Genomic DNA, 25,890 nt, shown 5'->3' with positions numbered 1-25,890 from the left:
TTGGTAAACCTATTGATAAATGAACATGGAAACAAACCAAGCCAATAATACGGTTGGCGCACCAGTGATAAAGCGGGAGTACAGCACAGAAGGCACGCCGACTTCCACGGTTTCCTGTTTCGCACCGGCTAGCCCTAAACCGACGGGGATAAAGTCGCAAGCAGCTTGTGAATTGATCGCAAACAGTGCCGGGAGAGCCAAGTGAGGCGGAATAGCTCCTGTGCCTATCTGCACACCAATCATGACCCCAATGACTTGCGCAATCACGGCGCCAGGGCCTAAAAACGGAGAGAATAAGGGAAATGAACAAATCAGCGCTAAAACAATCAAACCAAGCGGATTAGAAGATAGTGGCGAGAGTAAATCGGCAACCAGATCGCCAAGACCTGACGCCATAATCACCCCGATCAACATCGAAACAAATGCCATAAAAGGCAAAATCGTTTTTAGTACAGTGTCAATGGTATCCCGACCCGCTTGGTAAAAAGTCGACATGATGTTCCCCATAGACATACCAACTTTAGCGATAATACCGCCACTTTGTTCACTTAATTTTTTATCTGTGTCGTAAGTCAACGGATGAGCTTTGCTGATAGCTGCGTTTTCTGCTGCATCGACGTTGTCTTGATCGATCATGCTGACGCAAGACTCGTCTATGGAAGAGGCATAGATACCCTCATGAATAAACTGAGCAAGAGGGCCGGATTTTCCGGTTGCGTGAATATTTAGTGTATACAGGTGTTTTTTGGGGTACAAACCACAGCGCAGAGTACCGCCACAATCAATGACAACCAAGGCAACATCTTCATCTGCGATGATATTTTTGAAACCATCAATGGATTCAAGGCCCGTTAACTGACTGATATAGTCGACAACTTTAGGCTTCATTCCCCCTGTGACATACAGTATTTTTTTTCCCGATACGATGGGTATATAAAGAGGCCCTCCCCATCCTTGCTCCCCCGCAACGACGCTTAACACCCTCTTCATCATTGATCACCATCTAATGAGAAGTCTGCTTTATCAGACAATATTTTCCCTTGCTGTTGAGCCACGATGACCGTGGTAAAATCGGTGACCCAACCTCTGAAAAAATTGGAAACTAACCCAACCAATAGATACCCCATTGCCAAAGGCGCTAAAGGTAAACCAAGCTGGGTTAAGCCACTTGCTACACCAAGATAGATAAATAATTCACCTGGATTGACATGAGGAAACATACCGTTCATCGAGTGGCAGCTATAAGAGGCTGAAGCATAATAAGATGGTTTATAACGCTCAGGGAGAAACTTGCCGAGACTCAATGTCATTGGATTACAAAAAACAAACGTGCCAATGAAAGGAAGAATTAAATATCGAGAGACAGGATTACTCGCACATTTTGCGGCCAATTTCTCAACGCGATGCTGACCGATCAAGCGGATTAATGAGTTCATGGCAACCAGCAGACATATCAACACGGGGAGAACCCCCGTAACCATGCTTACAAGAACGTCACCACCTTTCTCAAACAGCCCTAAAAACCACTCAGCACTTAAGGTTAAATACTCCATTATGCTTACCTAAAGACAAATACAACCGTCACTCTATGTTGATGCATAATGATAGTTTAAACACAAACAGAACGCTGAAATGTGATTTCAATCATCAATGGAAATTTTCAAATTAAAAATTTTTATACCAGATAAACCGTAATTCCCTTGCTTTTCAATCCGTTTAAATGTTCTTCTGATAAATCTGAGTCGGTGACGACGATATCAACCAAATCGAGGGGAACAACAACATTTGGGCTTTTTCGACCAAATTTTGAGGAGTCTAGGACAACAATAATTTGATTGGCTGATTGACACATCGCTTGGCTGACTTGATAAGCCTCATTGTAAGTTGTACAACCTTGAATTAAATCAAAACCATCAGCCCCAATAAAAAGTTTATCAAATGTAAAATGACTAAAGGCACTCTCGGCCAAACTTCCATGAAACGAAGCTGAACGTTTTCGGTAAGTCCCTCCAGGCATAATTACCGTATGTTCTGAGTTGAGTTCGTTCATCGCATGAACAATATCCAGACTATTTGTCATTAAAGTCAAAGACATAATTTTATCAAACTCGGGGACCATCTGTAGCGTTGTACTCCCACAATCGAGGATGATGGAGTCACCATCTCGGACTAACTGAGCCGCTTTTTTTGCAATGCGGATTTTTTTGTCTAGATTTAAAGTTTTCTTCTCATCCATCGCAATCTCTTCAGAAACGCTGTTGGTCGCACCATGACTGGTGACTGCTTCTGCACTTCCGTAGCGTCTTGCCACAATACCTTTTTCTTCTAACGCTCTTAGATCACTGCGAATCGTGGCGCCAGATGTCTGGAAAATGGAGGCCAGATCGTTGACTGCTGTTTTGCCGTTCTGTTGAAGGTAAGAAACCAACTGACTTTGTCTACTATCAATACTCATCATAAAATCTACCGATTAATTTGTGGTTATTCTACACCAGATTATTATCATATTGAATGTAATTTGAAAACTCTGTCATTCAGTTTGAAAGGCAACGTTAAGCGCTTCCTGAACCCCGTGACTCAGCCCGTTCAGCGTCTGTTTACTGAATGGATATGAGCAACCAATCACTTCGGCTAGTGTTTTCGGGCGGGCAAAAACAGTGATGCCATTGAGTACCTTAGCATCCGTAACAGTACCGTCCTCAGCTTCAACTAAAACAACAATTGTTCTTGCTTTCCAACGACTTTTCGTTCGACCGATCTTCACTTGCCCCTTTCTAGCCATCGATTGAATCATGCGATTAAAGGCGCGTATTTGGAAAAAGCTCATCGCTATTTGTGCGACCCACGCGACAATCGCTATGCTGATGAATAAAGAAATAGAATCCATAGATTACCTCAAAGGGATAGTCATAGTGTATAAACTAATGAGAAAGCATGACACATCATGATAGCTTTTAAGTATCACAATTTTCATAGTGATGGTGTGATTTTACTGATTTTCAATTTTTTTATCTTTGATTCGAAAACATGAGGGGCTTTTCAGCCCCCTTCAATCCTGATTTCATCCGCTAGTAACGATGCTTAAAACATCACTTGCCCGCCAGTGATGTTGATCGATTGACCCGTGCAGTATTTCGCACCATCACTGATATAGAATTTGAGGACATTTAAAACATCGTCATACCCGCAACCGGCTTTCAGAGGTACTTTATCAATGTAATACTGCATGACTTCGTGTTCTTCAAGCCCCAATTTCTTCGCATATTGCGGGATCAGACTTTGGAACATCGGGGATTCCAGTAGGTTACCTAGCATCAAGCTATTCACGGTAATTTGGTCATCCGCTAAGTCGAGTGCAATAGACTGAGTTAAACCCACCCCGCCAAATTTTGCTGAGCTATAACCAGCATTATGTTTACTACCCACTTTCCCAGATTTACTGTTGATTTGGATAATGCGTCCACCATGACCTTGCTCAACCATGTAACGAGCCGCTTCGCGAGCACACAAGAAATACCCATTTAAGTTTACATTCACATTAAAGTTAAAATCTTGCAGCGTAAAGTCGGTAATTTTCGTCGCTTTGGCGACACCTGCGCTATAAACCAAAGCATCAATACTCCCTAGCTGCGCTTTGATGGTTTTAAATGCATCAGCAACACTTTGCTCATCGGTGGCATCAACACCAACACCAACTGCGATACCCTCCCCTTGTAATGTACAGATTTCATCAGCCACTTGGGTTGCATTCCGAACATTCAAGTCGGCAATCCCCACTTTGTATCCTGCTGCTGCAAGTCCTTTACACAGATACTCACCAAGTGTTTGACCACCACCAACAACAATTGCTGTTTTCATAACGAATCTCCTAAAATGTAGCGGGTGCTCTGCGCCCCTCCCAAAAAAATCAAATAAAACGAATAGTTGAACCAACACCCAATGAACGGGGTTGAATACCGGCTAAATGAAGGCTACCGACGAAGTCAGCTTCGCTTGATGAATCAAAACGCAATGTAATATGTCCTAAGTTGCCTAAATTTTGATTCACACCATCCCCGACAGCGGTGATTGGGTAGGTATTGCCATCGATAACCACTTCACCACCGACAGCAATGTCACCTTTCAATTGATCATGCGTGTGCACAAAGCAGTACTCTGCGGCATCGGCTGGCACGGACTGGTTGAATAAAATCAACATATTGTCTTCAAGTGCTTCGAATGCACATTCACCAACTTTAATGATTTCAACGCTATACAAACTCATTTTCTTGCCCTCAGTTGTAAATGAACATTGATGCAAACCATGCCAACAAAACGGTTGGTGCACCGGTTAAGAAGCGTCCATAAAGAACAGATGGAACACCGACACGTACTGTTTCTGGTTTCGCTTCAGCAAGCCCTAAACCGACCGGAATAAAATCACAAGCAGCTTGAGCATTGATAGCAAATAAAGCGGGTAGCGCTAGGTGCGGTGGGATGTTGCCTAAACCGATCTGAGTACCGATCAACACACCGATGACTTGGGCAATCACGGCACCAGGACCTAAGAATGGTGATAAGAACGGGAACGAACAAATCAGTGCTAAGATGATTAATCCAACAGGATTAGTCGCAAGCGGCACTAACACGTGGGCAATTGTGTCCCCAATACCACTGGCCAATATCACACCGATGAGCATAGAAACGAATGCCATGAATGGAATGATGGTGGACATGACGGTATCAATCGTGTCGCGGCCGGCTTGGAAAAATACCGCCATAACATTACCCATAGCCATACCAATACGGGCTAAAAGGCCATCAGACTGTTCGGTGAGTTTTTTAGTAGTATCGATGTCCTCTGCCGTCACGGCGGCTTCACTTGAATCCGCACTACTTGAATCCGCACCACTTAAACCCATGGAAATCTCGTTCGCTGACACCGTTGAAGTCCGAGTCGCAGCATCCAAACCGTCCACGACACTCACGCAAGCAACGTCAACATTGGAAACATAGTTACTTTCATTGATGTACTTCGCCATTACGCCAGACTTGCCTGTCGGCATCACATTCAGCGTTGGAACATTGTTTTTAGGATACAGGCCACAGCGCATTGAGCCGCCGCAGTCAATAACAGCGACCGCCATATCTTTATATTCACAACCGTCAGCGAATCCATCAACGGCTTCTAAACCTGTCAATTCAACTAATCGGTCAACAAGCGCGGGTCGGGTTCCACCGACCATATACATGATTTTTTTATTTGTGGGGAAATCGACGATCAGTGCTTTACCCCAACCACCTTTACCTGCTTTGATTTTTAATGTTGTAGTCATGCTCTCTTCCTCATTAACCGAAACGAACGTCACGATCTAATTGAATACCCTGTTGTTTTTCGACCATCATGGTCGTGAAGTCAGTGACCCAACCTCTGAAGAAGTTCGAAATCATACCGACAAATAAATACGCGACAGCCAGTGGGGCGAGAGGTAAACCGAGTGTAGTAATGCCACTTGCTATACCCAGATAAACAAATAATTCACCCGGGTTTACGTGTGGAAATAAACCATTCATCGAGTGACAAGAGTATGAACCTGCTGCGTAATAGCTCGGTTTGTAACGTTCTGGCAAAAATTTGCCCAATGAAAGAGTCATCGGGTTACAAAAAATGAATGTGCCGACAACGGGAAGAATGAGGTAACGAGAAACTGGATTGCTTGCACATCGGCTCGCCAGCCTTTCGACTCGTTGCTCTCCAATAAATGCAATCAATGCATTCATTGCACAAAGTAGAGAAATGAGTAGTGGAAGAATCCCTGTCATCATACCAAGCAAAGTTTCTCCGCCTTTTTGGAATAGTCCGATAAACCATTCCGCGCCTAAAATTATGGTATCCATTTTGTTTCACCTTGTTGTTATTTGGTCGCTGCATTATGCAGTTCAACTTTCATTTTAAAAGAGACGCATCTCACAAATTGAAAACCAAATGAAAACAATGAAATTAAAACAAAAAATCCATAAAATTTAAACCAATAAAAATCAATAACTTACTAACAATGCTTTTATGTTTTACTTTTAAATAAAAAATTATAGCATTGAATTGTTCTGCGCAACTCGTTACATTAAAAACACAGAAAGCAAAAAACCATCAAATAAAATAAAATGTAATAAATATCTTTCGAAATGAAAATACAGGCGAAAACAATGGTGTACTCGATAGTTCTCGGGATGATGAAAGAAGAATGAACTCAGGTGAGTAAGCGGATTGATGGGATTGATGAAAAATTCAACGACATCTGTCGAGCGATATATGAATGAAAATTCAATAACGGCATGACTTGTTATTCGTGGGCAAAGTGACGTCTTTTTCAGCGTCATCAATATAAGATCTATCCACCAAGCTTTGTTTGTAAAAAATTATTTATACATGCTAATACAGGTATTCCCCCCAATGCTCCTTAATCCCTGTATTAGCCTTTTTATTCAGTACGATAAGAGAGGCTCATTATGTCCGTTTATCTTGATACCAGTGATATTGAACAAATTAAGATACTATCCGATTTATTACCGATTGCTGGTGTCACAACGAATCCAACAATCGTTGCTAAATCCGGTGTAAAGATGCTCAATCTGTTACCCCGGATTCGTGACGCTTTAGATGGGGATGGGCTGATTTTTGGTCAGGTCATAAGTACGAATGCAGATGACATTGTGGCAGAAGCATTAAAACTCAATCAGATGGTTGATAATTTCATCGTGAAAATACCGGTGAACATGCAGGGCGTAAAAGCGATTAAAAGGTTAAAAAATGAAGGGGTTACGACTTTAGGTACAGCGATATATACCTCGCAACAAGCTTTTTTCGCGGCATTAGCTGGGGCTTCGTTTGTTGCGCCTTATATCAATCGAATTGATATGCTGACTGGCAATGCGATTGAAACTGTGGAATCGATATCGAACCTCCTTTCTCATCATGCGCAGACATGTCAAATTCTCGGTGCGAGTTTCAAAAATACCAAACAAGTCATCGACTGCTTAAGTATTCGCCAAGCGAGTGTGACCATCCCCGTCGCGCTTGTCCATCAAATGATGGAGAACCCATGCGTAAACGAAGCAATTGATCAATTCAATCAAGATTGGCTCGACTGCTTTGGTTCTTTATCACACTAGGGAAAATTGATAACGCAAAAATGAAGTAGGAGCTTAAAGCCGCCGACTTCGTTTGTAGAAAAAGGTTAACTTTAAGCATGTGACCCAGTCCTAACCATCCAACTGTTTATACCGTTACTTACAGTTGACCCAATACCGAACCAAAGGTCCGGGAAAAACCTTCCCCATAACGACTTTTTCAAACTCACCACCATTGGCTTCTATAACACCGCGCGATGCAAAGTTATCCTCATCAGCGGTCAACAACGCTCGTTCTATGCCGAGATCAGCCGCTTTCGACAATGCCAACTTTAGCATCAACTTACCATAACCCTTTCCTCGATATGAGGGTGCGATATCGTAGCCAATATGCCCAGCTTCTAAAGCAAGAAAGTCATTATCGATATGATGGCGAACCCGAATGGCACCAATGATTGACTTTTCTCGGTCTACCAACCAAAAGTGACTACATGGCACATAACCCTCACGTAGGTTTATACCGACAGCTTCTTCACTCAACCGCTGAACATACTTTGAGAAATCTGTTTTACCCTCAAGATAATATTCAGCATTTTCGACATCGCTTTGAGCAAAGTCCTCATAGAAGTATTCAAAAGCAGGTTGAAAAGCTTGCGATAGTGCCACTAACTCCATGTTATTTTTTCTCCCGATCAAGTGATATGTATTGCATGATGTTTACGTATATCCCCACGATAAGTAAAGGGGATATCACAACGGCAAGCACCAGTACCGATTTGGTGAGATGGCCAACAGAAACGTTGTGACAGAAATGGGTCATAAAACAGCAGATAAATCGACAGGCATAAAAAAAGCCAATCACAAGGTCGTGATTGGCTATCAATATGAACAAATTAGGTTCACTAACAACGTCAGTTGGCTAGGTGACCCTCGGCTTAATAAGGGTCAATGTATATAGAGCACAATGCGTGCCAAGTTTTCAATAGACTGATTTTATTTGATTTTTATTTTAACAGCTTAGTTTTATTGCATGCGAAGACATAACAAAGATGCAAAATAAAAATTAATTCCCATTTTGCAAAAAAACATTCTGAACGACCAAAATCGCTTCGGGATGCCAATTCGCCCTCACAAATGCACTCAGTTGCAAAACAACAACTATAATCATTGGATGGTACGCAATCATCTTATCTATATTTTTTTTAACTATTTTAACTTTTTTTATTAGTTATTCTGATGTAATGCTTTTCGCTGACAGAGAGATTCTCGTAATATACTGACTCAAAAAGAAATATGCCGGGTCATTTCAAAGTCCGGCATGATAAAAACACTTATCCGGACCGTGGTCAATATGACCAATCATTACATGGAGCTTGTATGAATATTCAGAGTTTACGCTCACAACTACTGATATTAGCTGTACTCATCAATTTACTCATTAGCTGTTTTTTTACTTACTTCTCTTACAGTAATGAGAAAGAACTTTTACTGAAAAGCATTGACGCGCAACTCACCATCAGCGCAACCGCATTACCAACCATTCTCGGGCCCGACTACCAAGACAGAACCAGCGTCAGTGATGATGAATACTTGCAACATGTGAAAGAGATTTCTGCGTTTGCCACACGAGCCCACATGACTTACGTGTACACCATGGTCGAAAAGAACGGCAAAATATTTCAGAGTTTTACCAGCGCACCGGATGCAACGATTGCCGATGGCACATACGAACGTTATATGAGCGAATATGAAGATGCGAGCGATCTGCTGCAAGGTGTCTTTCAAAACCCACGCGTTACCTACGAAGACTATGCCGATGACCAAGGCAATTTCCGGTCGGTGTTTATTCCCTTTTACTCCCCGAACGGCAAATTATATATCGCTGGTGCTGACGTACCGATTGACCACATTAACAAAACTCTCAATGGGTATTTGATTACCAACGCTGAAATTGCCTTGCTTGGCTTCGTATTATCTACCATGGCTTTCTGGTTTTTCTGTACTCCCTTACTACGCCATCTGCAAAGAATTCGCGTCCAGCTTGCTGCCGCTGCGGAGCATCTCGATTTAACACACCAATTTGATAGCAAAATTAAAAATGAACTCGGTGCGATCAGTGAGGATATGAACCGGCTATTCACCCGCTTTGCTGCCGGTATCAATCAGGTCAGTGAGGCCGCGAACCATAATGTGCGGCTCTCTGACCAAGTGTCTGAAAACACACACAGCATCCAGCGTAATCTGACCCATAGTCAGGAACAAGTCGGCAGTACCAACCATCGTAGTCACGCTATGTATGATCAACTGGCAGCCAATACCGATCAGAGCACTCAGCTTTCAACAGAGCTGAGCAATGCTGTCGCGGAGCTCAATAATATTGAAGCAACCTTCTCCAATCTCGATCAAGCCGTGAATCGTAATCTCAAAAATGAACTGGCCCTGTCAGAACAGTTGACCGCGCTCAGTAAAGACACCAAAGAGATTAATTCGATTCTTGATATGATCCATTCCTTGGCCGATCAAACTAACCTGTTAGCGTTGAATGCGGCCATCGAAGCCGCCCGGGCCGGAGAAGCGGGACGCGGGTTCGCCGTGGTCGCAGATGAGGTACGTTCGCTCTCTGTACATACCGAGAAAAATCTGGGACTGATTCAGGAAACCCTTTCCCGGATCACCACCAGCATCGGCGATGCATGTCATCAGATGGACAATTCCGTACATGAAATGACGGCACTGACAGAAGCGTCGCAGTCAGGCTATGAGCAATTAAAACATTGCGCCAGAACGATTCTCAATCAACAGGGAAAAATCACCCTTTGGGTGGAAGACAGCCAGCAGACACAGCAGCAAGCGAATGATATTCAGAAAGACATGGAGCTCACCGTAACTCAAATTACGCAGGCCTATGCCGATACCGAACGAGTCTCCGGGGCAGCGGCAGAGCTGGAAAGCAGTGCAAGACAGCTCCTGAATCTGAGTCATCAGTTTAAAACCAACTGATTGAAACGGATGTGATGATTCTTCCAGCGACGTAAGGCGATATCACCGATATCAACAGCCTGACAAGCTGGAAAAACTTTGCCCGGATACTTTTGCCCGGATACTTTTGCCCGGATACTTTCACTCAGAGACTAAAGCCACTACTTTATGTTTCAATACAATTGCCAATGAGCGACCTTTCAATATCCCCATTAGCGTCGATATGGATACTTTGGGGGACTATCACTACTGGCTTTTTTCAACCAGCAGTAAGCCGGATGAGCGCTCAAGGAACCCAGAGATACCATCACCGTACCGATATAAAAATTATCACGGGATTCCTGAAAGAAATGGGAAGTTTATTATGACCAAGGCAGTCAGGAGCGTCGCACAGGGCAGATAAATCGACAGGCATAAAAAAGCCAATCACAAGGTCGTGATTGGCTATCAATATGAACAAATTAGGTTCACTAACAACGTCAGTTGGCTAGGTGACCCTCGGCTTAATAAGGGTCAATGTATATAAAGCACAATGCGTGCCAAGTTTTAAAATAAGTTAAGTAATTGATTTTACTTATTTTTATTTCAATGTCTTTAGATTTTATTGCATACACAGACATAAGCAGAATGCAAAATAAAAATTAATTCTCATTTTGCAAACATATACATTCGGGGCGAGCCAGAAAAACCGGACGAGGTTCGCTACGTGACATCGACAACAAGTTTGAACTTATTTTCTCATAACTATGAAATCAGACTTATAATAATCGAGATAATGTCACGACGACGACGACGACGAGAGAAAAATAATGAATTTCAGGATCGTATCCGCTTTTATCACTGGTTTTATCCTCACACTAGCCATCCCTCTGAGCGCACAATCCGCCTCGGAAGAGAGGCAAAATTGTGTCACGGTGATCACATCCGGCAGTACCAGTCGGCCATTTTGGTCAAAAGTTATTGAAGGCGCAACGCAAGCAGGCAAAGAATTGGGATTGCAGATCTACGCCAGAGGAACCGTTGAAGATTCCGATTCTGCCGGGCAAAAATTCGTCTTAGATAATACAATGAGGCTGTTTCACTGCCGTGGTCTCATTATCGCTCCGTCAGATGTCAGTCGTAATCAGGATATCACTCGCTTAAATACCGAGGGTGTTCCGACGATTTATATTGATCGGGATACCGGTGGTGATCGGCTTGCTTCTGTGACCACGGATAACTATGCTGCGGGGCAACTGGCCGCTCAAAAAATGGGGAAAGCATTAGGATATCAGGGAAATGTTATCCTCTTTCGACTCAAGAAAGGCGTGGCATCGACAGATGCGAGAGAACGTGGCTTTGCCGATGAGGCTCAAAAGATAGGATTGACCATTATTGCCGATGCTTATTTGGGCACTCAAGTCGGTGATTCGCGTTCAAGATCAGGAGAAATCCTCGATCAATTTGATCAAATCGATGGCATTTTCACCCCGAATGATACCACGACGATTGGTGTGTTAATTGCCCGAGAAGACCATCGGAGTCCATCCGATGTCGTTCATATCGGCTTTGATGAGCAAGAAATCATGATTGAAAGCCTCAAGAAGGGAGAACTGTACGGCTATGTCATTCAACTCCCGTTTAAAATGGGCTACCAAAGCGTCTGGCTCATGCATAAAGCACTTCAGGGAAAAACGGTTCAAGGCCAATTACACACACCAATTGAATTTATCTCTCGTCCGCAACCCACTTCAACAGAATCAAAGGCTACATCACAACACCCATAACTTATCAGCGGATGTTGACACTGAGGATAAGCAATCCCATAGACGGTCTCTCCAATAAAAAAAGCCAATCACAAAAATCGTGATTGGCTATCAATATGAACAAATTAGGTTCACTAACAACGTCAGTTGGCTAGGTGACCCTTCGGCTTTAAAGGGTCACTCTTATTAGTGCACTATACATGCCAACTTTTCAATATAGTTTAACTACCTGTTTAAATTGATTATTTTTTATTAAGAAATCAATTTATAGCATATTGACTCATAATAATTTCTCAAAATGAAAATTTATTCTCATTTTGCAATCCGTGGTGCCCATAACGCATAATCAAGACAATCTCCGCCAATATTTGTATCGAAATCCGTCTTACTCGTATGTTCGTCTCGGAGCCAACATCTCGTACACCGCAAACACCAGCAGCAGGCAACCAAATACAATCAATACAGTGGTCATCCCTTCAGAACCGAATATATCGAGCATCGCACCTATCAGCAGTAAACCGATAATGCCACCAAAAGAATCCATCAGGGTGTAACTCATATTGGCCGACATTTGATCCTGTTGGCAGAAACGTTCTCCCATCACCGTCAGACCAATCCCGTAGATTCCCCCCATACAGCCTCCCCAGACAAACAGTAGCGCCAACGCAACCCAATACTTCGCATAGACCGCCATGGACAGAAACACGGCACAAACCACAGATCCGAAAATACAGCACAACACTACCGTACGGCGGTTCAGAATCGAGGCAAAAGCGCTCATGAGAATACCAAGGCTGACACTGCCGGTCATAAACATAGTGAGTAATAGCTGAGCCTGTGGTTCAGATAATCCATTATGGAGTCCGTACAAGGTCAAAAATCCCGGTAGACCAAAAAAGCTGATTCCCCCGACAAACGCCGCCACCAGGATGATTTTGGCGTGCCGAAAAGCAAAACTGAACCGGACAACCCCCAAGCGATGCATTGCCTGTCCCTTTGCTTTCAGACCGAGACACAAGAGTAACGGCAATAAGGTTATCAACGCGCCGGTCTCAAACCGCCAATCGATCGTAAGATGGATCAGTTGTACGATGATCGGCCCTAAGGCGATGCCACAAGAGAGCGCTGAGGAGTACAACCCCATCATTAAACCTTTCGCTTTCCCTTGAACACTAATATTCAGCCAAGTCTGCAGTAAAACCAGTAGCATTCCCGTGGACAAACCATAGCTAAAAATACTGACCAGCCATAATCCGTAGTGTCCTGCATGAGCCATCAGTAACAGACTCAGGGATCTGAATAACGTTAATATCAACAACGAAATCAAGATACCAAAGCGGCTCAGATACTGACTCAACGGTCGGTAAAACAGTAGGACACCAATAATCTCAAAAGCCATCGCGATCCCGATAGACGTATTACCAATACCCTGTTCATCCATCACGACGGGTATCGTGACGTAGTTAATTCCGGAGGAGAGCTGAACCAACAGCGTTGCCATGATGAGTAACATCGGTGCATAATTTTTCATTCGCTTTGCTCCTTACTGACTTGCCAAGTGATCCGCAGTACACCATCATCCGTCAGTGTCAATTCACTCCCCAACTGTTGCAGCAGATAAATGACTTTTAAAAGATGGAGCTCTGTTGCAGATAAAGCAGCTAACCGATGCGTCATATCATGTGCGGCTGAAATTTTGAACAGCCGCCGACATCGTGTCCATTGCACCTCATCCTCGATTGAAATTTCCGTCACCAATTGCCAATGCGCGAGACTTTCTTGCGCGATCTGAGTCTGTGCACTCACCGATTGCCGCAACAGCTGACTGAGACGATGGTAAAACTCACAGAAAGTATCCAACAGGACTTGGCAGTCTCCCTCTACGGGATGCTGCATCTCACCCAACCATTGATGTGAAGCATACCCGCCCTGTTGTATGTTTGTATTGAGCTTGTCGAACCAATCTGCCAAGTAAAATGACTCCACCACGGTCGTCATATCACCAAAACTCCGGGCATAGTGATAAATCGCTTGCTGGTGGTTTTCCTCGGGGTTGACCTGATTGAAAGTCTCGGTCAGATGGGGCGTATCCGTTGGTTCGAAAGGATGTTGCTCAGGAGAACCGTCGCTGATGCTGCTACTTTGTTGCGCTCTGTCTGTCGGTTGCTCTCTGTCTGTCGGCTGATCACTGTCAGTCAATTGATCACGGTACGGTTCCGGTAACTGATGAAAGTAATATCGCACGATTTCCAGCAGTACATCCCGCCGATAACGCATGTGAGCCAAGGTCTGGGCGGCTTGCTTCTCTGTCGCTTCCAGTACATGAAGATTATTCACATAGGCACGTCGAATCCACCAAACCACCAGACCAGTAACCAGTCCGATAAACAAAATGATGATCTTCGCTTTGCCGAACACGCGTTGAATCTGACTCAGCCGCTTATAAAAACCGCTTAACTCTAAGTCCATCGCCAACACCCCGACAAACTCTCCCTGCGCATCATAAAACGGCGCATAAGCACTGATAAATGTGCCCCATTGATCCCGATAAGGCATACTTGAAACACTGACTTCCTGATGCGTCAGTGCCGCTATTAATTCCTGAGGGGCATCATCATAAAGGGTCATTAACGCAGGTGGTGGATCCGGTATTCCGTCTCCGTCACCGTCATTCTGTGGGCTGGGGTTCACGACAAAATAAACCCCTTGAGGTTTGAGAATACAGGTGTAGATATACCGTACCCCTGTTGCAGCCTGCCGAATACGCTCCATATGCATTGCCATGGCATGATATTCCGGCTCATCCGGTGATGTGTCTGCCTGAAAATGGCGATGGATATCGCCATCTAAGGTGGTTGCCGATGCGCTGACCGTTGACATCAGCCCGGCTTTAATCTGCTCTTCGAGTGCGCCGACGGATTTGGCATATAACAAATAAGTGGTGATGCCTAATAACCCAACGAAAACAGTCGCCGCAAGGGTTGCATCAAACCATGTCCGAGTTGATTGTAATAATTTCATAAGCCACCATTCACCCCGATGAGTACACTCATTGCGATCAGAAATAAGGCGGGGAAAATGACCCGGCAACGCGGTATCACATATTCGACCGGCCGTCCTTTCTCATCCCGGATTTTGACGAAGACAATCACGATAATTGCCGCAAATATACTGACATACCCCATAATCACCATCCGCTCGATCAAGGTTGTATATGGCAGCCTCGGCAACAAACTACTGGTATAAAATGTGTAAGCAACCACGGTGAGCATCATGGTGAAAGAGGTCATCAGACGTTCAGAAAAGCCTTCAATCCAAAAGACGGCCCATGACGCCACTAAAATCAAAGACAGCGGCAAAATAAAACGCCAGAGATAATAATCAGGTTTACGTAATGCCTGAATGCTGATCGTTAAACGCGAGAAGTGACTCAAAATACCGCTTTGTAAGTGTGCATAATCCGAGCGACTCACGCGTGCTTGAGGCTTTCCTTGCATTTGCCATTCGCTGAGCGCTTGATTTTCTAAGGCCTCAATATTAATCCGGGCGGTGCCAAATACGAGTTGTTTCTGCTCATAAGAAAATGGTTCCATCATCAGCACAAACGTCTGATAATCAAAGGGAAATTGCCGAAAGTCCATCGTGGTCGTGAACAGTCCCTGAAAGCGCTCATTGTACGTCACTCGCCCATCGGCGGAGATCACAACCCGTCGGTTAGCGGTCTGACGCTGGCCGATGATATTGATAAACTCAAATGCCGGAACCCAGAGCCCGTCATTCATCAATTGATCGGCGTGATGATTCTCATAAACCCGCTCGCCACTGGCGGGTCGATAAGTCGGATCGGGTTCATCCCAGGATGTCACCAGATAACCGTCAACTTTATAGGTCTGATCGACCGTATTCACCCCATAGATTTTGTTAATCGAGACTGACGTGTCCACCACATATTGAGCATATAGCGCTGGAGAACAGAACCAGACCAAGCTGGCGATTGCCGAGAGTATCTCTTTTTTGATCATATAAAACGCTCCGCTTGCGATGCGGCATCATCAGATAATGCCCCGTAGAGATGGCGCATTGACCGCAGATCGGTCAGTGGATTTTTGGGTCGGGATGGTCGTGAAAATGCGTTGGGATGTGCGAGGGCATCCAGTAGTCGCTCAATCGCGGCTGGGGTCACATGGCTTAAGATGACCACGTGACACATCCGCTGTAATTGCCCATCGCTCACCACATCATTCTGCGCCAGAGAGAATGTATCGATCACCGCAGGATTCGGCGCAGTAAAGCGGACAATATTACTGTGATGCGGCCGCGGCATCACACGTAACTGTTTGCCGCTTGGGTCTAACTGCTGAAACAACTGCTCAAGGCGGTGCTGGGTATCATTGGCCAGATGTTCATTGGCATCGGCCAACTGTTGCAAACCCGCCTTGCCAAGTGTGACGAGGAGATCCCATAGATAGACGGAGAATATCCCTTGCCGGGAGCCGGACACCGTTGAATCCCGGCTGCCGATATAAACCGGCCGGGCAGATGACCCGACTTTATAGCGTTCTTGCATGAGATAAATACCGCAAGCCCACGGCATGCCCAGCCACTTATAAGGACTGGTACATAAAGACATCACATCCGGATGACGAAATTCATCGGGTTCATCCGTGATGGCAAATGGTGTGGATCCGACATGTAAATAAGGTGAGAAATTGACTGCCAGTGCCCCGTCAACATGGATCCAGTAACGCCGTTGTTGTGGGGTGTTGTTCCCCAGTAGTGGCTTCAGGCGCGTCAGAATCGTATAAATCGCATCGCTGCCACCGCTGAACGTTGTGCCATGATTCAGCACCACAATCACCGGATACTGCGCAGCGGTGAAAAATTCGACCAATGCATATAGATCTTCAATGATCACCGCATCGTTTTCATCAACAGCCAGTGGCTGGTACCAGTTGCCCTGATTAATCGGGCACGCGCCTAAACCCGGCCCGATATCGTGGAATAAGCTGACACCAACCATTTGACTGGCTTTATAAATCGAATAGTGGGTCGCCCCCGAGCAGATCAACACGGGCGGATAATCTGTCGTGGCGGCCTCGGCGTAACCTTCAACCGAGCCTTCAACCGGATGTCCCCGTAAGAAATCCCGCGCATTCCAGAGTGCATAAAGATTCCCTTCAGTTGACCCCATTGCGGTCAGATATCCCCAATACCGACGCTGTGTATACGAGCCGGCAAAGCCACATAACTGCGCATAATAATCCAGCACTGCCCGTTCAAATTGTTTTGCATTGATCCGGTAGCTGCCGTCTTCGAATCCGTCACCGAGATTAAGCAAATTCAAAGTAAGAAAAGGCAACAGCCTTGAGGGGAATTCAACCTGTTGGTTGGTCTGATACCCCAAAAAAGAGGCCTTTTGCTGATCCAATGCCATAAAATAATCTGACAGGATCGCCTCTTTATCCGCCTCACTCAAACAGCTTTCCCCAATTGCCAATTTCTGCTGCATTACGCTTATTACCTCATCTGATTACGACTGACGACCTCAATCTCTGTCGATGTAAATAGCGATAGATTAGTGAGATAGCCGCACGATTTCGCGGTGAAACAGAGAGGTTAAACGGGGAGATAAATGTAAATGATTCTGATTGTGTGTCCTTGAAAGGTTCAGTCTATACTGATTGATAATGGTTAATATTTGACCACTTTTATTCAGCTGTCAAAGTCATTCTGACAACAGAAATAAATAAGGGGCTAACGATGAGTAACCATGTATGGGGATTATTACACCATCCAGAACGCGAATGGCGTGAGATTAATGCAGAACAGGAAACGATCAGTCACCTCTATTTACATCATGTATTATGGATGGCAGCGATCCCGGTCGTCGCTTCATTGATCGGTACAACGCAAGTTGGGTGGACATTTGGTGGCGAAGAAACCTACAAAGTGTCTCTGATGAATGGACTTGCTCTCGGTGTGGCATTTTATGCTTTAATTTTGCTCGCTGTCGGTCTTGTCGGTAGCCTGATCTACTGGCTCGCCCGCAAGCTCCCCAATCGACCCTCACAGCGTGACTGTATTATCTTTGCCGGATACATCGCTACACCGATGTTCTTGACCGGTATTTTTGCAATTTATCCGGTGTTTTGGCTTTGTCTGCTCGCCTTAGTAGGCGGGGTTATCTATACCGCTTATCTGCTGTATAAGGGCACACCCAACTTTCTGGGGATCAGCCATAAACGGGGGTTCATTCTCTCGGGAACCACACTCGGAGTCGGTGTATTGATTCTGGAAGCATTATTGGCAGTGGTGGTACTCCTTTGGAGTATGGGATCTGAGCATAGTGTCGTTTGGCAGTTTTTTTAGTCACACCTCTGACACGCTTGTATAAGCCACGCGACCCAATGGCGGAAAGTGATAAAAATGCGCATTCGGTTGTGTGGTGATGCCTTTGGCCCTCAGTTCAAAAGACCTCAACGGATGAAGGCGAGTGATTTGCTAATTTTTTCCGATATTGGATCGGCGACATGTTGGCATGAAGTCGAAAAAACCTCGAAAACACGGCCTGCGAAGAGAAGTAAACGAGCTCGCTAATTTCTTTCATGCTTTTTTGGGTTTCAACCAACAACTCACAGGCTTTTTTCAGCCGTACCCGGTTCAACACATCGGTAAAAGACTGATGATCTTGCTGTAGCTTATTGTTCAGCGTCCAACGACTCATCTTTAAATGGCTGCAAACACACTGGAGCACCGAATGTTCGTTGTGAATATGCTGCTGCAACAGCAGTGACTCAATCAATTCTTCCACCACCACCACAAATGTTTGCTGTGCATTGATCTGACGGCATGAATCCTCCAGATACGTTTTTTGTAACTGATTCAGTTGTGGATTAAAGTGGGGATAGGAAGCGTGCAGCGAAGGACTTTCGATAATCAAACAATTTTCACGCTGATGCAGTAAACACTGGGTTTCCAGGCAATCATTAACGATATGCCGGGAGAGCGAGCCCACATGCGTCAGACTGACCTGTACCGACATTACAGGTAAATACATTTTAAGCAGTTCCCGACAGATGATGAAATTCCCCAGTGCACTGGTCGATAGTTCTTCGGGGCCGTCATCAATATATGTCAATTTGAGTCGATTCCCCTCAACGTTCAGATCACAGCGGTCACAACTACCAATCAACATACGGTAGCGAATAAAACTCTCCGCTGCCTGAACCGCTGAAGATTCGTTCATGCATAAGCCAATCAGTTCGGGAAATTTATTAAATAATGACTGAATTGACGACGACTCATAGATATAACGACTATATTTCATCGTTTCGAGCATAAACTGGTAATGGGTTCGTTCGGCAAACCTGCCATTGGGCCGATTGAGTTCATACTCGCTGATACCACAACGTCTTAAAATCGTATCAATATCAATATCGTGTAGCGACAACTGTTGAATCATATTACGCGCTAATACATTAGAGACACTTTTCTCATATCTGCCGTTCATCGTTGCTCTTTCTCTGAAACTTTGAAAACAAAATCCTTTGTCCGAATCGGTCTAACCATCCAATTCACCGACATATCAAAGGCATCACACCTGAAAAGCTCGTCCCATCAACAATATGCCTCCAACCAACCGCCTTCCAACCTACTGCTTCCAACCAATCACCGCTGAAAACACATGTCGGCGCGAGTTCTGAGCCAATTTAACAAAAATCCATGCCCGGAAAAGATATCACTGATTGATAAAGTGATACGGCACGACAACAAAATATAAATGTGCAATATAAATCATAATGTACATCACCATTAATAACCTTATTGTTATTAGCGAAGATGCTGTCGATAGTTTTTGGAGACAAAAAAGGCGGGCAAAGCCCGCCAAATGATGCAAAATGTATTTTTATTCCGCGACTGTTACAAATGACGCTGCCGTCACCCCTTCCTCCAATGCCAGCGCGCCCGGCGTGGTATTCTCAACCACTATTTCTCTGCGTACGTCAAATTGAACCGGCGCAACTGAAGTAATATCAGATGACTGACTGACATAAACCTGATAGGTACCCGGCTCAACAATCCATTGATTTTTCTTAGGATCGAAACTCGCCAACGTCTCCGGTGATATTTCCAGTACCATTCGTTGTGATCTTCCGGGGGCCAGCACTCTGGTTTTAGCAAACGCTTTCAGTTCAATGTTCGGTTTTTTCAGTTTCACTTCAGGGGCAGCTACATAGACCTGAACAACTTCTTTACCGGCGACATCACCCGTATTTGCCACGACCGTTTTGAGCAATATACCTTTTCTCGGATGACGATGATTCAGCCCATTTATCAGCACTCTGGTGCGCGATAAGTTGAATGATGTGTATGACAATCCATAACCGAACGGATAAGCGACGGCTTTGTCAAATGTCTGGTAATAACGATATCCGACATAAATATCTTCATTGTAATATTGATGATCCAATGTACCGTCGTTATTTTCATCAACACCGGGGAATGTTGCTGAAGACGGAACATCCGCATAAGCCAATGGAATCGTTTGTGCCAGTTTGCCGCTTGGATTGGACTTACCCGAGATAATATCGGCAATCGCATCACCGGATTCTTGTCCCGGCATATAAGCCAATACAATCCCATCGACTTGATCCTGCCATTCACTCATATCAATCACACCGGCAATGTTCAGAACCACAACGACCTTTTTATTCTGCGCATGGAAAGCATGTGATACTGACGATATCAGCCCCAGCTCAGTTTCAGACAGCAAGTAGTCACCCCGTTCGGCTTTACGATCAGCGGCTTCACCCGCGACACGACCAAGGGTGATCACTGCAACATCACTATGTTGTGCTGCACCGCTGATTTGTGACCCCAGATCCGTCACCGAAGGTTCCGTACAACTCACAATTTTTGACACACCCAAACTACCACTTGTTATCACTTTGTTTGCTTCAAAATAGTCGTTGTAGAATGATGCTAATCCTTGATTCACCGGGAACTGTTTCGCAAGTCCATCAATGATAGTTGTGACATGATCCGGATGAACATCCCCGCTACCGGTCCCCCCTTTCAAGGTATTGATCTGAGTAATACCAAAAGAAGCAATGGCTTGTGACGTTGCCAGTGGTAACACTGAATTCTGGTTTTTCAGCAGGATAATCCCTTCATCCGCCACTCGTTTGGCCAAGGTCGCATGCGCTTGCAGATCGGGGTTATTCGCAATGGGATAATGCTTCGCAGATGGTGTTTTTAAAGCCTGAGCAACGATATGTTGTACATTTCGGTCGAGGGTTGCTTGGGTTAAGTCACCCTTTTTATAGCCCTCAACCACATACTCACTCCAGTCACCTAAGCCGGGAACGACCACATTTTTACCACCGGGCTGAATGACATCAACACCAGCATTCAAGAGATCAATCGGGTTGTAACCCGCGAACCAGTCACTCATCGCTAAGCCATTGAATCCCCATTCATGACGCAGGATATCCGTCATCAGGTCAGAACGTTCACCACTGTTCACGCCATTGACCTGATTATAAGATGACATAATGCCCCATGGATGGGATTCTTTGACCGCATATTCGAAACCACGCAGGTAGATTTCCCGTAGCGCACGTGGTGTAACCACCGCATCAATAAAGAACCGGTTCGTTTCTGAGTTATTGGCGACAAAATGCTTAATGGTTGTTGCCAGACCTTTACTTTGGGCTCCCTGTACCATCGCGGAGGCAATCATGCCGCTCACCAATGGGTCTTCTGAATAATATTCGAAATTACGGCCATTGAGCGGGTTACGCTGAATATTCATCCCCGGCGCTAACCAGAAATCGACCCCGTATTCTTTCCCTTCATTGGCAACGGCTTCACCAACATCATGAATTAAATCAGGATTCCATGTGGATGCCATCAATGCACCATTGGGAAATGCAGTGGCATAGTAAGTTTGATCATCACCATCACGCGTCGGGTCAATCCGAATACCAGCCGGGCCATCCGCCAGTTTCAGTGCCGGAACATCCAAGTGGCGTTTGTGGTCATAAACTCCGTGGATATACCCAGCGACGCCATTGACTGAGGCTTTTAAATTCACGATCTGATCTTGATCGGGATCCATCCCTGCACCAACTAACATTTTTAATTTTTCTTCATCTGACATTCTGGCAACAATAGCCTTTGCTAAAATATCATATCTATTATGGTGCCGAACTGCCTGAATCTGTTCCGATTTTAGTTGTTCGCTATTTGCTGAATTTTGAACAGGGTCAGTTTTTGCCAAAGCACTGACCGAATATAATCCATAGCTGACGAACAGTGTTGATGAAATAATTGTCGCAAGTATTTTTTTCTTCATGTTGAATTCCATACTAGAGTTATTCCTTTCAGAGACCTGTATACCCAATTCTCTTGGGTGTCGGGTTCATTATGCCTTCAAGCCTCATCGTGCAAGGCAAGGCGATGCCACGACAACGGCTGAGTTTTACATGGGTCACATGATGTTCAGTTGTATATTAATTGATTTTCATAACGGATGTTTTTGCCTGTCGGTGATTTTTTTTGCATAGGAGGGAATTAGTAAAAAATGTGATTATAGTCAGAATAGCAAGATATGATATTAACCATGAAAAATGTCGCCTATTGTCTTAAAAACAGAGTCAATTTTTATTCCATATTTAAATATTATCCATCATTTAAAGCGTACAATCATAATAAAAAATCACGCTAAGTTTTGAATTAAAATGTCAAATCTATAGTTAAATAAATATATGATATTCATGATTATCGGCCTTAACCAATATATTCCTCAAATAATATATTCCTCAAATAATATATTCTTCAAACAGTATATTCCTCAAACAGTATACCCCCCAATAATTGGCCCTCTTCAAAATGGCATCCCTTCAACCATATACACCTTAAACAACCATGCTCTTGACGGACTGATTTATCCCCCGATAACTCTCTCGACAAATAGACAAACTCAAATATGAACAAGGTTTTATATTAATGGCGTTATTGAATTCTCGTCCGACAATTCGCAGAATTTTCATGGTGAAATAAAGCTCATTTTTACCCGCTTCTATTTAAGTAAAACTCTTTAATATTGCTCTTTTTTGTGATCAATCGCACTGTTTAATCCGACTTGATTCATATTTTTCACACAATGATTGACATAGTGCAGATGCCTTGTGTTTTATAGTATGTTTCAGCAATGTTGCACATTGCGTTGCGAGCGAAATCGACCCATGGCCGATTTCACTGAACCCACATAACCATAAATACAAAAGGAATTTGTATGTCACGATTGATATTACGCCCGTTAGCCGTGGTACTTGCGGCCTCCCTTATTTCTGTCGGCACGCCGGCTCTTGCAGACACCACCTCAGCAGCAGCCCCCAAAGTGTTACGCTTTTCTGAAGACGGTACCCCGACAAACTTTGATTCGGTTCAATCTGGGACGACCTACAGCAACACCATTGTGACAGCGGTATACGATACCTTATACGAATATAAATATTTGAAGAGCCCGTATGAATTAAAACCAAATCTTGCCACAGCAATGCCGGAAGTTTCCGATGATGGGCTGACGTATACCATGCATATCAAGCAGGGCGTTCATTTCATTGATGATCCGGCATTTCCGGATGGCAAAGGCAGAGAAGTTACCGCTGAAGATTTTATCTATTCAATGAAACGCCACTTTGATCCGGCAAACCGCTCACAAGGCGCTTGGTTGTGGGCGAATAAAATTGTGGGTATTGCAGCATGGAAAGAGGCCGGTGCGGATTATAGTAAACCGCTCGAAGGACTGAGCGCACCGGATAAGTACACCATCCAAATCAAGTTGGTGAAACCCTATCCGCAACTGGTTTATACCTTGGCGATGGGTTATTCAGCGCTCGTCCCTCATGAAGCGGTCGAAGCTTATGGCCGTGAATTTGCCAGTCACCCAGTGGGCAGTGGCCCGTTCAAACTGATTTCACACGATTCAACCAAAACCGTGCTGGTGAGAAACCCAACCTACCGTCATGAAGTCTTCCACCTTGCTGAAGCCGGTTACGATCCGAAAGTTCACGGCAAGACGGGTATTGCGGCGCTGGACGGTAAAACACTCCCGCGGGTCGATCGCGTCGAAGTTAACTGGGTGAAACAAGCGTCTGCGCGGTGGAATTCATTCAGCAAAGGCAATGAAATCGTCAATACCACGTTGCAAAATGAACAGCTCGATACCGTGCTGTCATCCAAACACCCAGTAACCCTCAAACCGGAATATGCCGCAAAATATAACTTCCGCGCTCAACGTGAAGCAGGCATGGTGTTTAACGTGTTCAACTTCGATGATGAGTATTTGGGTCATTCGGATAACCCCAAAACCAATGCGCAAAATAAAGCATTGCGGTGTGCCATCATTAAATCATTTGACTGGCCACAGCGTATCTCGCGCTTTTATTTAGGGCTTGGTGAAGCCTATCCGGGTTTCATTGTTCCCGGAACCGATGCTTTTGATCCGAATCTGGACAAAAGTTCCATTACACAAGATATTGCCGGAGCGAAGAAACTGCTGAAAGAGAACGACTGGAATGCTCGCAATTTACCGGTCCTTTACTATCCGGCGACATCCACTGTCCGTTATAAGCAATTCTTCGAACAGTTCCGTGGCAATTTGATGAAAATCGGTTATCCGAAAAATAAGATCAAATTCAAACCTTATGCGACCTTCGGTGACTTCAACCGGGATATTAAGAATAGCCGGACTCAAATGATCCCGATGGGCTGGGGGCTCGACTATCCCGATGCAGAAAATACGCTGCAACTCTTCTACGGACCAAACCGCTCTCCCGGCTCCAACAGCGCAAACTACAATAACCCGCAATATAATGCGCTATTTGAAAAAGCGGCGGTGATGCAACCGGGGTCGGAGCGGACGGCTATCTATCATCAGCTCAACCAGATCTTAATCGATGACTGCGTTGGCATGGGCAGCTTCTCGCGTACCCGGGTTCGTCTATGGCACAAAAATGTCACGATGTGGCCACAACGGGAGATCCTCGGTAACTACCTCAAATATATTGATATTCAGTAGAGGTGTAACACATGGATACACTCCGTTATTGTCTGCGGAAACTGATTTATAGTCTGCCGCTGCTCTTTGGCGTCACCTTAATCAGTTTTGTACTGATGGTCTATTTCGGGCCGGATAAAACCTATGACCTGTTAGGCCGCAATCCAACGGTTGAAGAAATCAACGCGATTCGTCACGAGCTTGGCTATGATCAACCGTTTTGGATTCGTTACCTACACTATCTCCACCAAGTGATCACGTTTGATTTTGGTTATTCCGACTCCAGTGGGGAGTCGGTGACCACAATTCTCAAACGGACCATTCCAATCTCGTTATTACTGGCATTACCGGGGTTTATTTTAGGCCACTTGATCAGTATCGGGCTGGGTCTGTTCGCATCGCACCATCGTGGGCGTTGGATCGACAAACTCGTTATGTCTTCATCGGTGATTGGGATGAGTATTTCTTACCTCATTATCATCATTGTGTTGCAATTAATTTTTTGCTCCAGTTACGGGCTGAATCTGTTTCCGGTGTATGGGTGGGAAGTCAATTCCTTGAGTAGCTATTTATACTATGTGACGGTGCCGACACTCTGCTCGATTTTTGTTTCCGTTGGGTACAGCACCCGGTTTTACCGTGCTCTTTTTGTCGAAGAAATGACCCGGGATCACATTCGAACCGTCAGAGCGTTCGGCCATTCCCATCTGCAAGTGTTATTCAAACATGTGTTGAAGAATGCCCTGATTCCGATCCTGACGCGGATCGTGTTTTCTATCCCGTTCGTGATGATCGGCGGGTCTCTATTACTGGAGAGTTACTTTGGTATTCCCGGTATCGGTCTGATCACCTACAACGCGATCACCACCGGTGATCTGCCGGTACTCAAAGCCGTTATCGTCCTCCTTACGCTGGTGTTTATCGTCATCGTCAGTACGGTCGATATTCTTTACAAACTTGTCGATCCTCGGATCTCACTCAAATAAGGGCATC

General features: G+C 44.7%; 21 protein-coding genes. 6 read left to right on the top strand and 15 right to left on the bottom strand.

Translation table 11 applies throughout. The annotated features are described in order from the left end of the window. Positions 1-9: 9 nt before the first annotated feature. The 8 genes from srlE (OCU60_RS19045) to srlA (OCU60_RS19010) all read right to left on the bottom strand — a co-directional run bounded on the left by srlE (OCU60_RS19045) (position 10) and on the right by srlA (OCU60_RS19010) (position 5,877). Positions 10-990 carry a PTS glucitol/sorbitol transporter subunit IIB gene (srlE, locus tag OCU60_RS19045; RefSeq protein ID WP_074371270.1) on the bottom strand — a complete coding sequence of 327 codons (981 nt, stop codon included), beginning with the start codon at positions 988-990 and terminating at the stop codon, positions 10-12. Further along, positions 990-1,553, bottom strand: coding sequence for a PTS glucitol/sorbitol transporter subunit IIC (srlA, locus tag OCU60_RS19040; protein WP_074371271.1), 564 nt, complete (start codon positions 1,551-1,553; stop codon positions 990-992). Before srlA (OCU60_RS19040) ends, srlE (OCU60_RS19045) begins: the two co-directional genes overlap by 1 nt. Positions 1,554-1,675: 122 nt before the next feature. Beyond that, positions 1,676-2,458, bottom strand: coding sequence for a glucitol operon DNA-binding transcriptional repressor SrlR (srlR, locus tag OCU60_RS19035; RefSeq protein WP_235862122.1), 783 nt, complete (start codon positions 2,456-2,458; stop codon positions 1,676-1,678). 72 nt (positions 2,459-2,530) lie between these two features. Then, on the bottom strand, positions 2,531-2,887 hold the full coding sequence (locus tag OCU60_RS19030; protein ID WP_074371272.1) for a transcriptional regulator GutM: 357 nt from the start codon (positions 2,885-2,887) through the stop codon (positions 2,531-2,533). Positions 2,888-3,081: 194 nt separating this feature from the next. Further along, complete coding sequence (gene srlD, locus OCU60_RS19025; RefSeq protein ID WP_074371273.1) at positions 3,082-3,858, bottom strand: sorbitol-6-phosphate dehydrogenase; 777 nt, start codon at positions 3,856-3,858, stop codon at positions 3,082-3,084. 49 nt (positions 3,859-3,907) lie between these two features. Continuing rightward, on the bottom strand, positions 3,908-4,264 hold the full coding sequence (locus OCU60_RS19020; protein ID WP_074371274.1) for a PTS glucitol/sorbitol transporter subunit IIA: 357 nt from the start codon (positions 4,262-4,264) through the stop codon (positions 3,908-3,910). Between the two features lie 10 nt (positions 4,265-4,274). Beyond that, positions 4,275-5,315 carry a PTS glucitol/sorbitol transporter subunit IIB gene (gene srlE / locus OCU60_RS19015; protein ID WP_074371275.1) on the bottom strand — a complete coding sequence of 347 codons (1,041 nt, stop codon included), beginning with the start codon at positions 5,313-5,315 and terminating at the stop codon, positions 4,275-4,277. Between the two features lie 13 nt (positions 5,316-5,328). After that, positions 5,329-5,877 (bottom strand): PTS glucitol/sorbitol transporter subunit IIC, encoded by a 549-nt coding sequence (gene srlA / locus OCU60_RS19010; protein ID WP_074371276.1) that lies wholly within the window; start codon positions 5,875-5,877, stop codon positions 5,329-5,331. 609 nt (positions 5,878-6,486) lie between these two features. On the opposite strand from srlA (OCU60_RS19010), the gene OCU60_RS19005 reads away from it, so the two are divergent. Beyond that, positions 6,487-7,149 carry a transaldolase family protein gene (locus tag OCU60_RS19005; RefSeq protein ID WP_074371277.1) on the top strand — a complete coding sequence of 221 codons (663 nt, stop codon included), beginning with the start codon at positions 6,487-6,489 and terminating at the stop codon, positions 7,147-7,149. A gap of 114 nt (positions 7,150-7,263) precedes the next feature. On the opposite strand, the gene OCU60_RS19000 is transcribed toward OCU60_RS19005, so the two are convergent. After that, positions 7,264-7,782, bottom strand: coding sequence for a GNAT family N-acetyltransferase (locus OCU60_RS19000; RefSeq protein WP_074371278.1), 519 nt, complete (start codon positions 7,780-7,782; stop codon positions 7,264-7,266). Between the two features lie 702 nt (positions 7,783-8,484). Here OCU60_RS19000 and OCU60_RS18995 point away from each other — a divergent pair. Both OCU60_RS18995 and OCU60_RS18990 read left to right on the top strand, forming a co-directional pair. Continuing rightward, positions 8,485-10,107, top strand: a complete 1,623-nt coding sequence (locus OCU60_RS18995; RefSeq protein WP_159439431.1) for a methyl-accepting chemotaxis protein — start codon at positions 8,485-8,487, stop codon at positions 10,105-10,107. Between the two features lie 788 nt (positions 10,108-10,895). Then, complete coding sequence (locus OCU60_RS18990; protein ID WP_083602549.1) at positions 10,896-11,852, top strand: ABC transporter substrate-binding protein; 957 nt, start codon at positions 10,896-10,898, stop codon at positions 11,850-11,852. A gap of 364 nt (positions 11,853-12,216) precedes the next feature. Here OCU60_RS18990 and OCU60_RS18985 read toward each other — a convergent pair whose 3' ends face one another. Genes OCU60_RS18985 through OCU60_RS18970 form a run of 4 tightly spaced genes read right to left on the bottom strand, consistent with a single transcriptional unit; the run spans position 12,217 to position 17,340 of the window. Beyond that, the gene (locus OCU60_RS18985; protein WP_074371280.1) at positions 12,217-13,362 is read right to left on the bottom strand and encodes an MFS transporter; all 1,146 of its coding nucleotides are present in this window, start codon (positions 13,360-13,362) and stop codon (positions 12,217-12,219) included. Next, positions 13,359-14,852: a PDC sensor domain-containing protein gene (locus OCU60_RS18980; protein WP_074371281.1), complete on the bottom strand. Its 1,494-nt coding sequence runs from the start codon at positions 14,850-14,852 to the stop codon at positions 13,359-13,361. The genes OCU60_RS18985 and OCU60_RS18980 overlap by 4 nt, the downstream gene beginning before the upstream one ends. Beyond that, positions 14,849-15,853, bottom strand: a complete 1,005-nt coding sequence (locus OCU60_RS18975; RefSeq protein WP_074371282.1) for a ligand-gated ion channel — start codon at positions 15,851-15,853, stop codon at positions 14,849-14,851. The genes OCU60_RS18980 and OCU60_RS18975 overlap by 4 nt, the downstream gene beginning before the upstream one ends. Then, positions 15,850-17,340 (bottom strand): pyridoxal-dependent decarboxylase, encoded by a 1,491-nt coding sequence (locus tag OCU60_RS18970; RefSeq protein WP_074371283.1) that lies wholly within the window; start codon positions 17,338-17,340, stop codon positions 15,850-15,852. The genes OCU60_RS18975 and OCU60_RS18970 overlap by 4 nt, the downstream gene beginning before the upstream one ends. A gap of 251 nt (positions 17,341-17,591) precedes the next feature. Between OCU60_RS18970 and OCU60_RS18965 the strand changes: the two genes are divergently transcribed. Continuing rightward, complete coding sequence (locus tag OCU60_RS18965) at positions 17,592-18,200, top strand: Yip1 family protein (protein WP_074371284.1); 609 nt, start codon at positions 17,592-17,594, stop codon at positions 18,198-18,200. Between the two features lie 97 nt (positions 18,201-18,297). Here OCU60_RS18965 and OCU60_RS18960 read toward each other — a convergent pair whose 3' ends face one another. Both OCU60_RS18960 and OCU60_RS18955 read right to left on the bottom strand, forming a co-directional pair. Continuing rightward, positions 18,298-19,341 carry a helix-turn-helix transcriptional regulator gene (locus OCU60_RS18960; protein ID WP_074371285.1) on the bottom strand — a complete coding sequence of 348 codons (1,044 nt, stop codon included), beginning with the start codon at positions 19,339-19,341 and terminating at the stop codon, positions 18,298-18,300. Positions 19,342-19,737: 396 nt separating this feature from the next. Continuing rightward, on the bottom strand, positions 19,738-22,188 hold the full coding sequence (locus tag OCU60_RS18955) for a beta-glucosidase (RefSeq protein WP_083602554.1): 2,451 nt from the start codon (positions 22,186-22,188) through the stop codon (positions 19,738-19,740). Between the two features lie 942 nt (positions 22,189-23,130). Between OCU60_RS18955 and OCU60_RS18950 the strand changes: the two genes are divergently transcribed. Together OCU60_RS18950 and OCU60_RS18945 are read left to right on the top strand one after the other, a co-directional pair. Next, positions 23,131-24,918 (top strand): ABC transporter substrate-binding protein, encoded by a 1,788-nt coding sequence (locus tag OCU60_RS18950; protein WP_074371287.1) that lies wholly within the window; start codon positions 23,131-23,133, stop codon positions 24,916-24,918. 11 nt (positions 24,919-24,929) lie between these two features. Then, entirely contained in the window at positions 24,930-25,883 is a 954-nt protein-coding gene (locus OCU60_RS18945; protein WP_074371288.1) for an ABC transporter permease, read from the top strand. Positions 25,884-25,890: the final 7 nt, after the last annotated feature.

The sequence above is a fragment of the Vibrio spartinae genome, assembly GCF_024347135.1.
Classification (GTDB): Bacteria; Pseudomonadota; Gammaproteobacteria; order Enterobacterales; family Vibrionaceae; genus Vibrio; species Vibrio spartinae.
This window is presented reverse-complemented; position numbering and strand designations above follow the sequence as displayed.

Coding starts and splice junctions, on each gene's coding strand:
- srlE (WP_074371270.1), bottom strand. CDS start 990: ATGAAGAGGGTGTTAAGCGTCGTTGCGGGGGAGCAAGGATGGGGAGGG.
- srlA (WP_074371271.1), bottom strand. CDS start 1,553: ATGGAGTATTTAACCTTAAGTGCTGAGTGGTTTTTAGGGCTGTTTGAG.
- srlR (WP_235862122.1), bottom strand. CDS start 2,458: ATGATGAGTATTGATAGTAGACAAAGTCAGTTGGTTTCTTACCTTCAA.
- OCU60_RS19030 (WP_074371272.1), bottom strand. CDS start 2,887: ATGGATTCTATTTCTTTATTCATCAGCATAGCGATTGTCGCGTGGGTC.
- srlD (WP_074371273.1), bottom strand. CDS start 3,858: ATGAAAACAGCAATTGTTGTTGGTGGTGGTCAAACACTTGGTGAGTAT.
- OCU60_RS19020 (WP_074371274.1), bottom strand. CDS start 4,264: ATGAGTTTGTATAGCGTTGAAATCATTAAAGTTGGTGAATGTGCATTC.
- srlE (WP_074371275.1), bottom strand. CDS start 5,315: ATGACTACAACATTAAAAATCAAAGCAGGTAAAGGTGGTTGGGGTAAA.
- srlA (WP_074371276.1), bottom strand. CDS start 5,877: ATGGATACCATAATTTTAGGCGCGGAATGGTTTATCGGACTATTCCAA.
- OCU60_RS19005 (WP_074371277.1), top strand. CDS start 6,487: ATGTCCGTTTATCTTGATACCAGTGATATTGAACAAATTAAGATACTA.
- OCU60_RS19000 (WP_074371278.1), bottom strand. CDS start 7,782: ATGGAGTTAGTGGCACTATCGCAAGCTTTTCAACCTGCTTTTGAATAC.
- OCU60_RS18995 (WP_159439431.1), top strand. CDS start 8,485: ATGAATATTCAGAGTTTACGCTCACAACTACTGATATTAGCTGTACTC.
- OCU60_RS18990 (WP_083602549.1), top strand. CDS start 10,896: ATGAATTTCAGGATCGTATCCGCTTTTATCACTGGTTTTATCCTCACA.
- OCU60_RS18985 (WP_074371280.1), bottom strand. CDS start 13,362: ATGAAAAATTATGCACCGATGTTACTCATCATGGCAACGCTGTTGGTT.
- OCU60_RS18980 (WP_074371281.1), bottom strand. CDS start 14,852: ATGAAATTATTACAATCAACTCGGACATGGTTTGATGCAACCCTTGCG.
- OCU60_RS18975 (WP_074371282.1), bottom strand. CDS start 15,853: ATGATCAAAAAAGAGATACTCTCGGCAATCGCCAGCTTGGTCTGGTTC.
- OCU60_RS18970 (WP_074371283.1), bottom strand. CDS start 17,340: ATGCAGCAGAAATTGGCAATTGGGGAAAGCTGTTTGAGTGAGGCGGAT.
- OCU60_RS18965 (WP_074371284.1), top strand. CDS start 17,592: ATGAGTAACCATGTATGGGGATTATTACACCATCCAGAACGCGAATGG.
- OCU60_RS18960 (WP_074371285.1), bottom strand. CDS start 19,341: ATGAACGGCAGATATGAGAAAAGTGTCTCTAATGTATTAGCGCGTAAT.
- OCU60_RS18955 (WP_083602554.1), bottom strand. CDS start 22,188: ATGAAGAAAAAAATACTTGCGACAATTATTTCATCAACACTGTTCGTC.
- OCU60_RS18950 (WP_074371287.1), top strand. CDS start 23,131: ATGTCACGATTGATATTACGCCCGTTAGCCGTGGTACTTGCGGCCTCC.
- OCU60_RS18945 (WP_074371288.1), top strand. CDS start 24,930: ATGGATACACTCCGTTATTGTCTGCGGAAACTGATTTATAGTCTGCCG.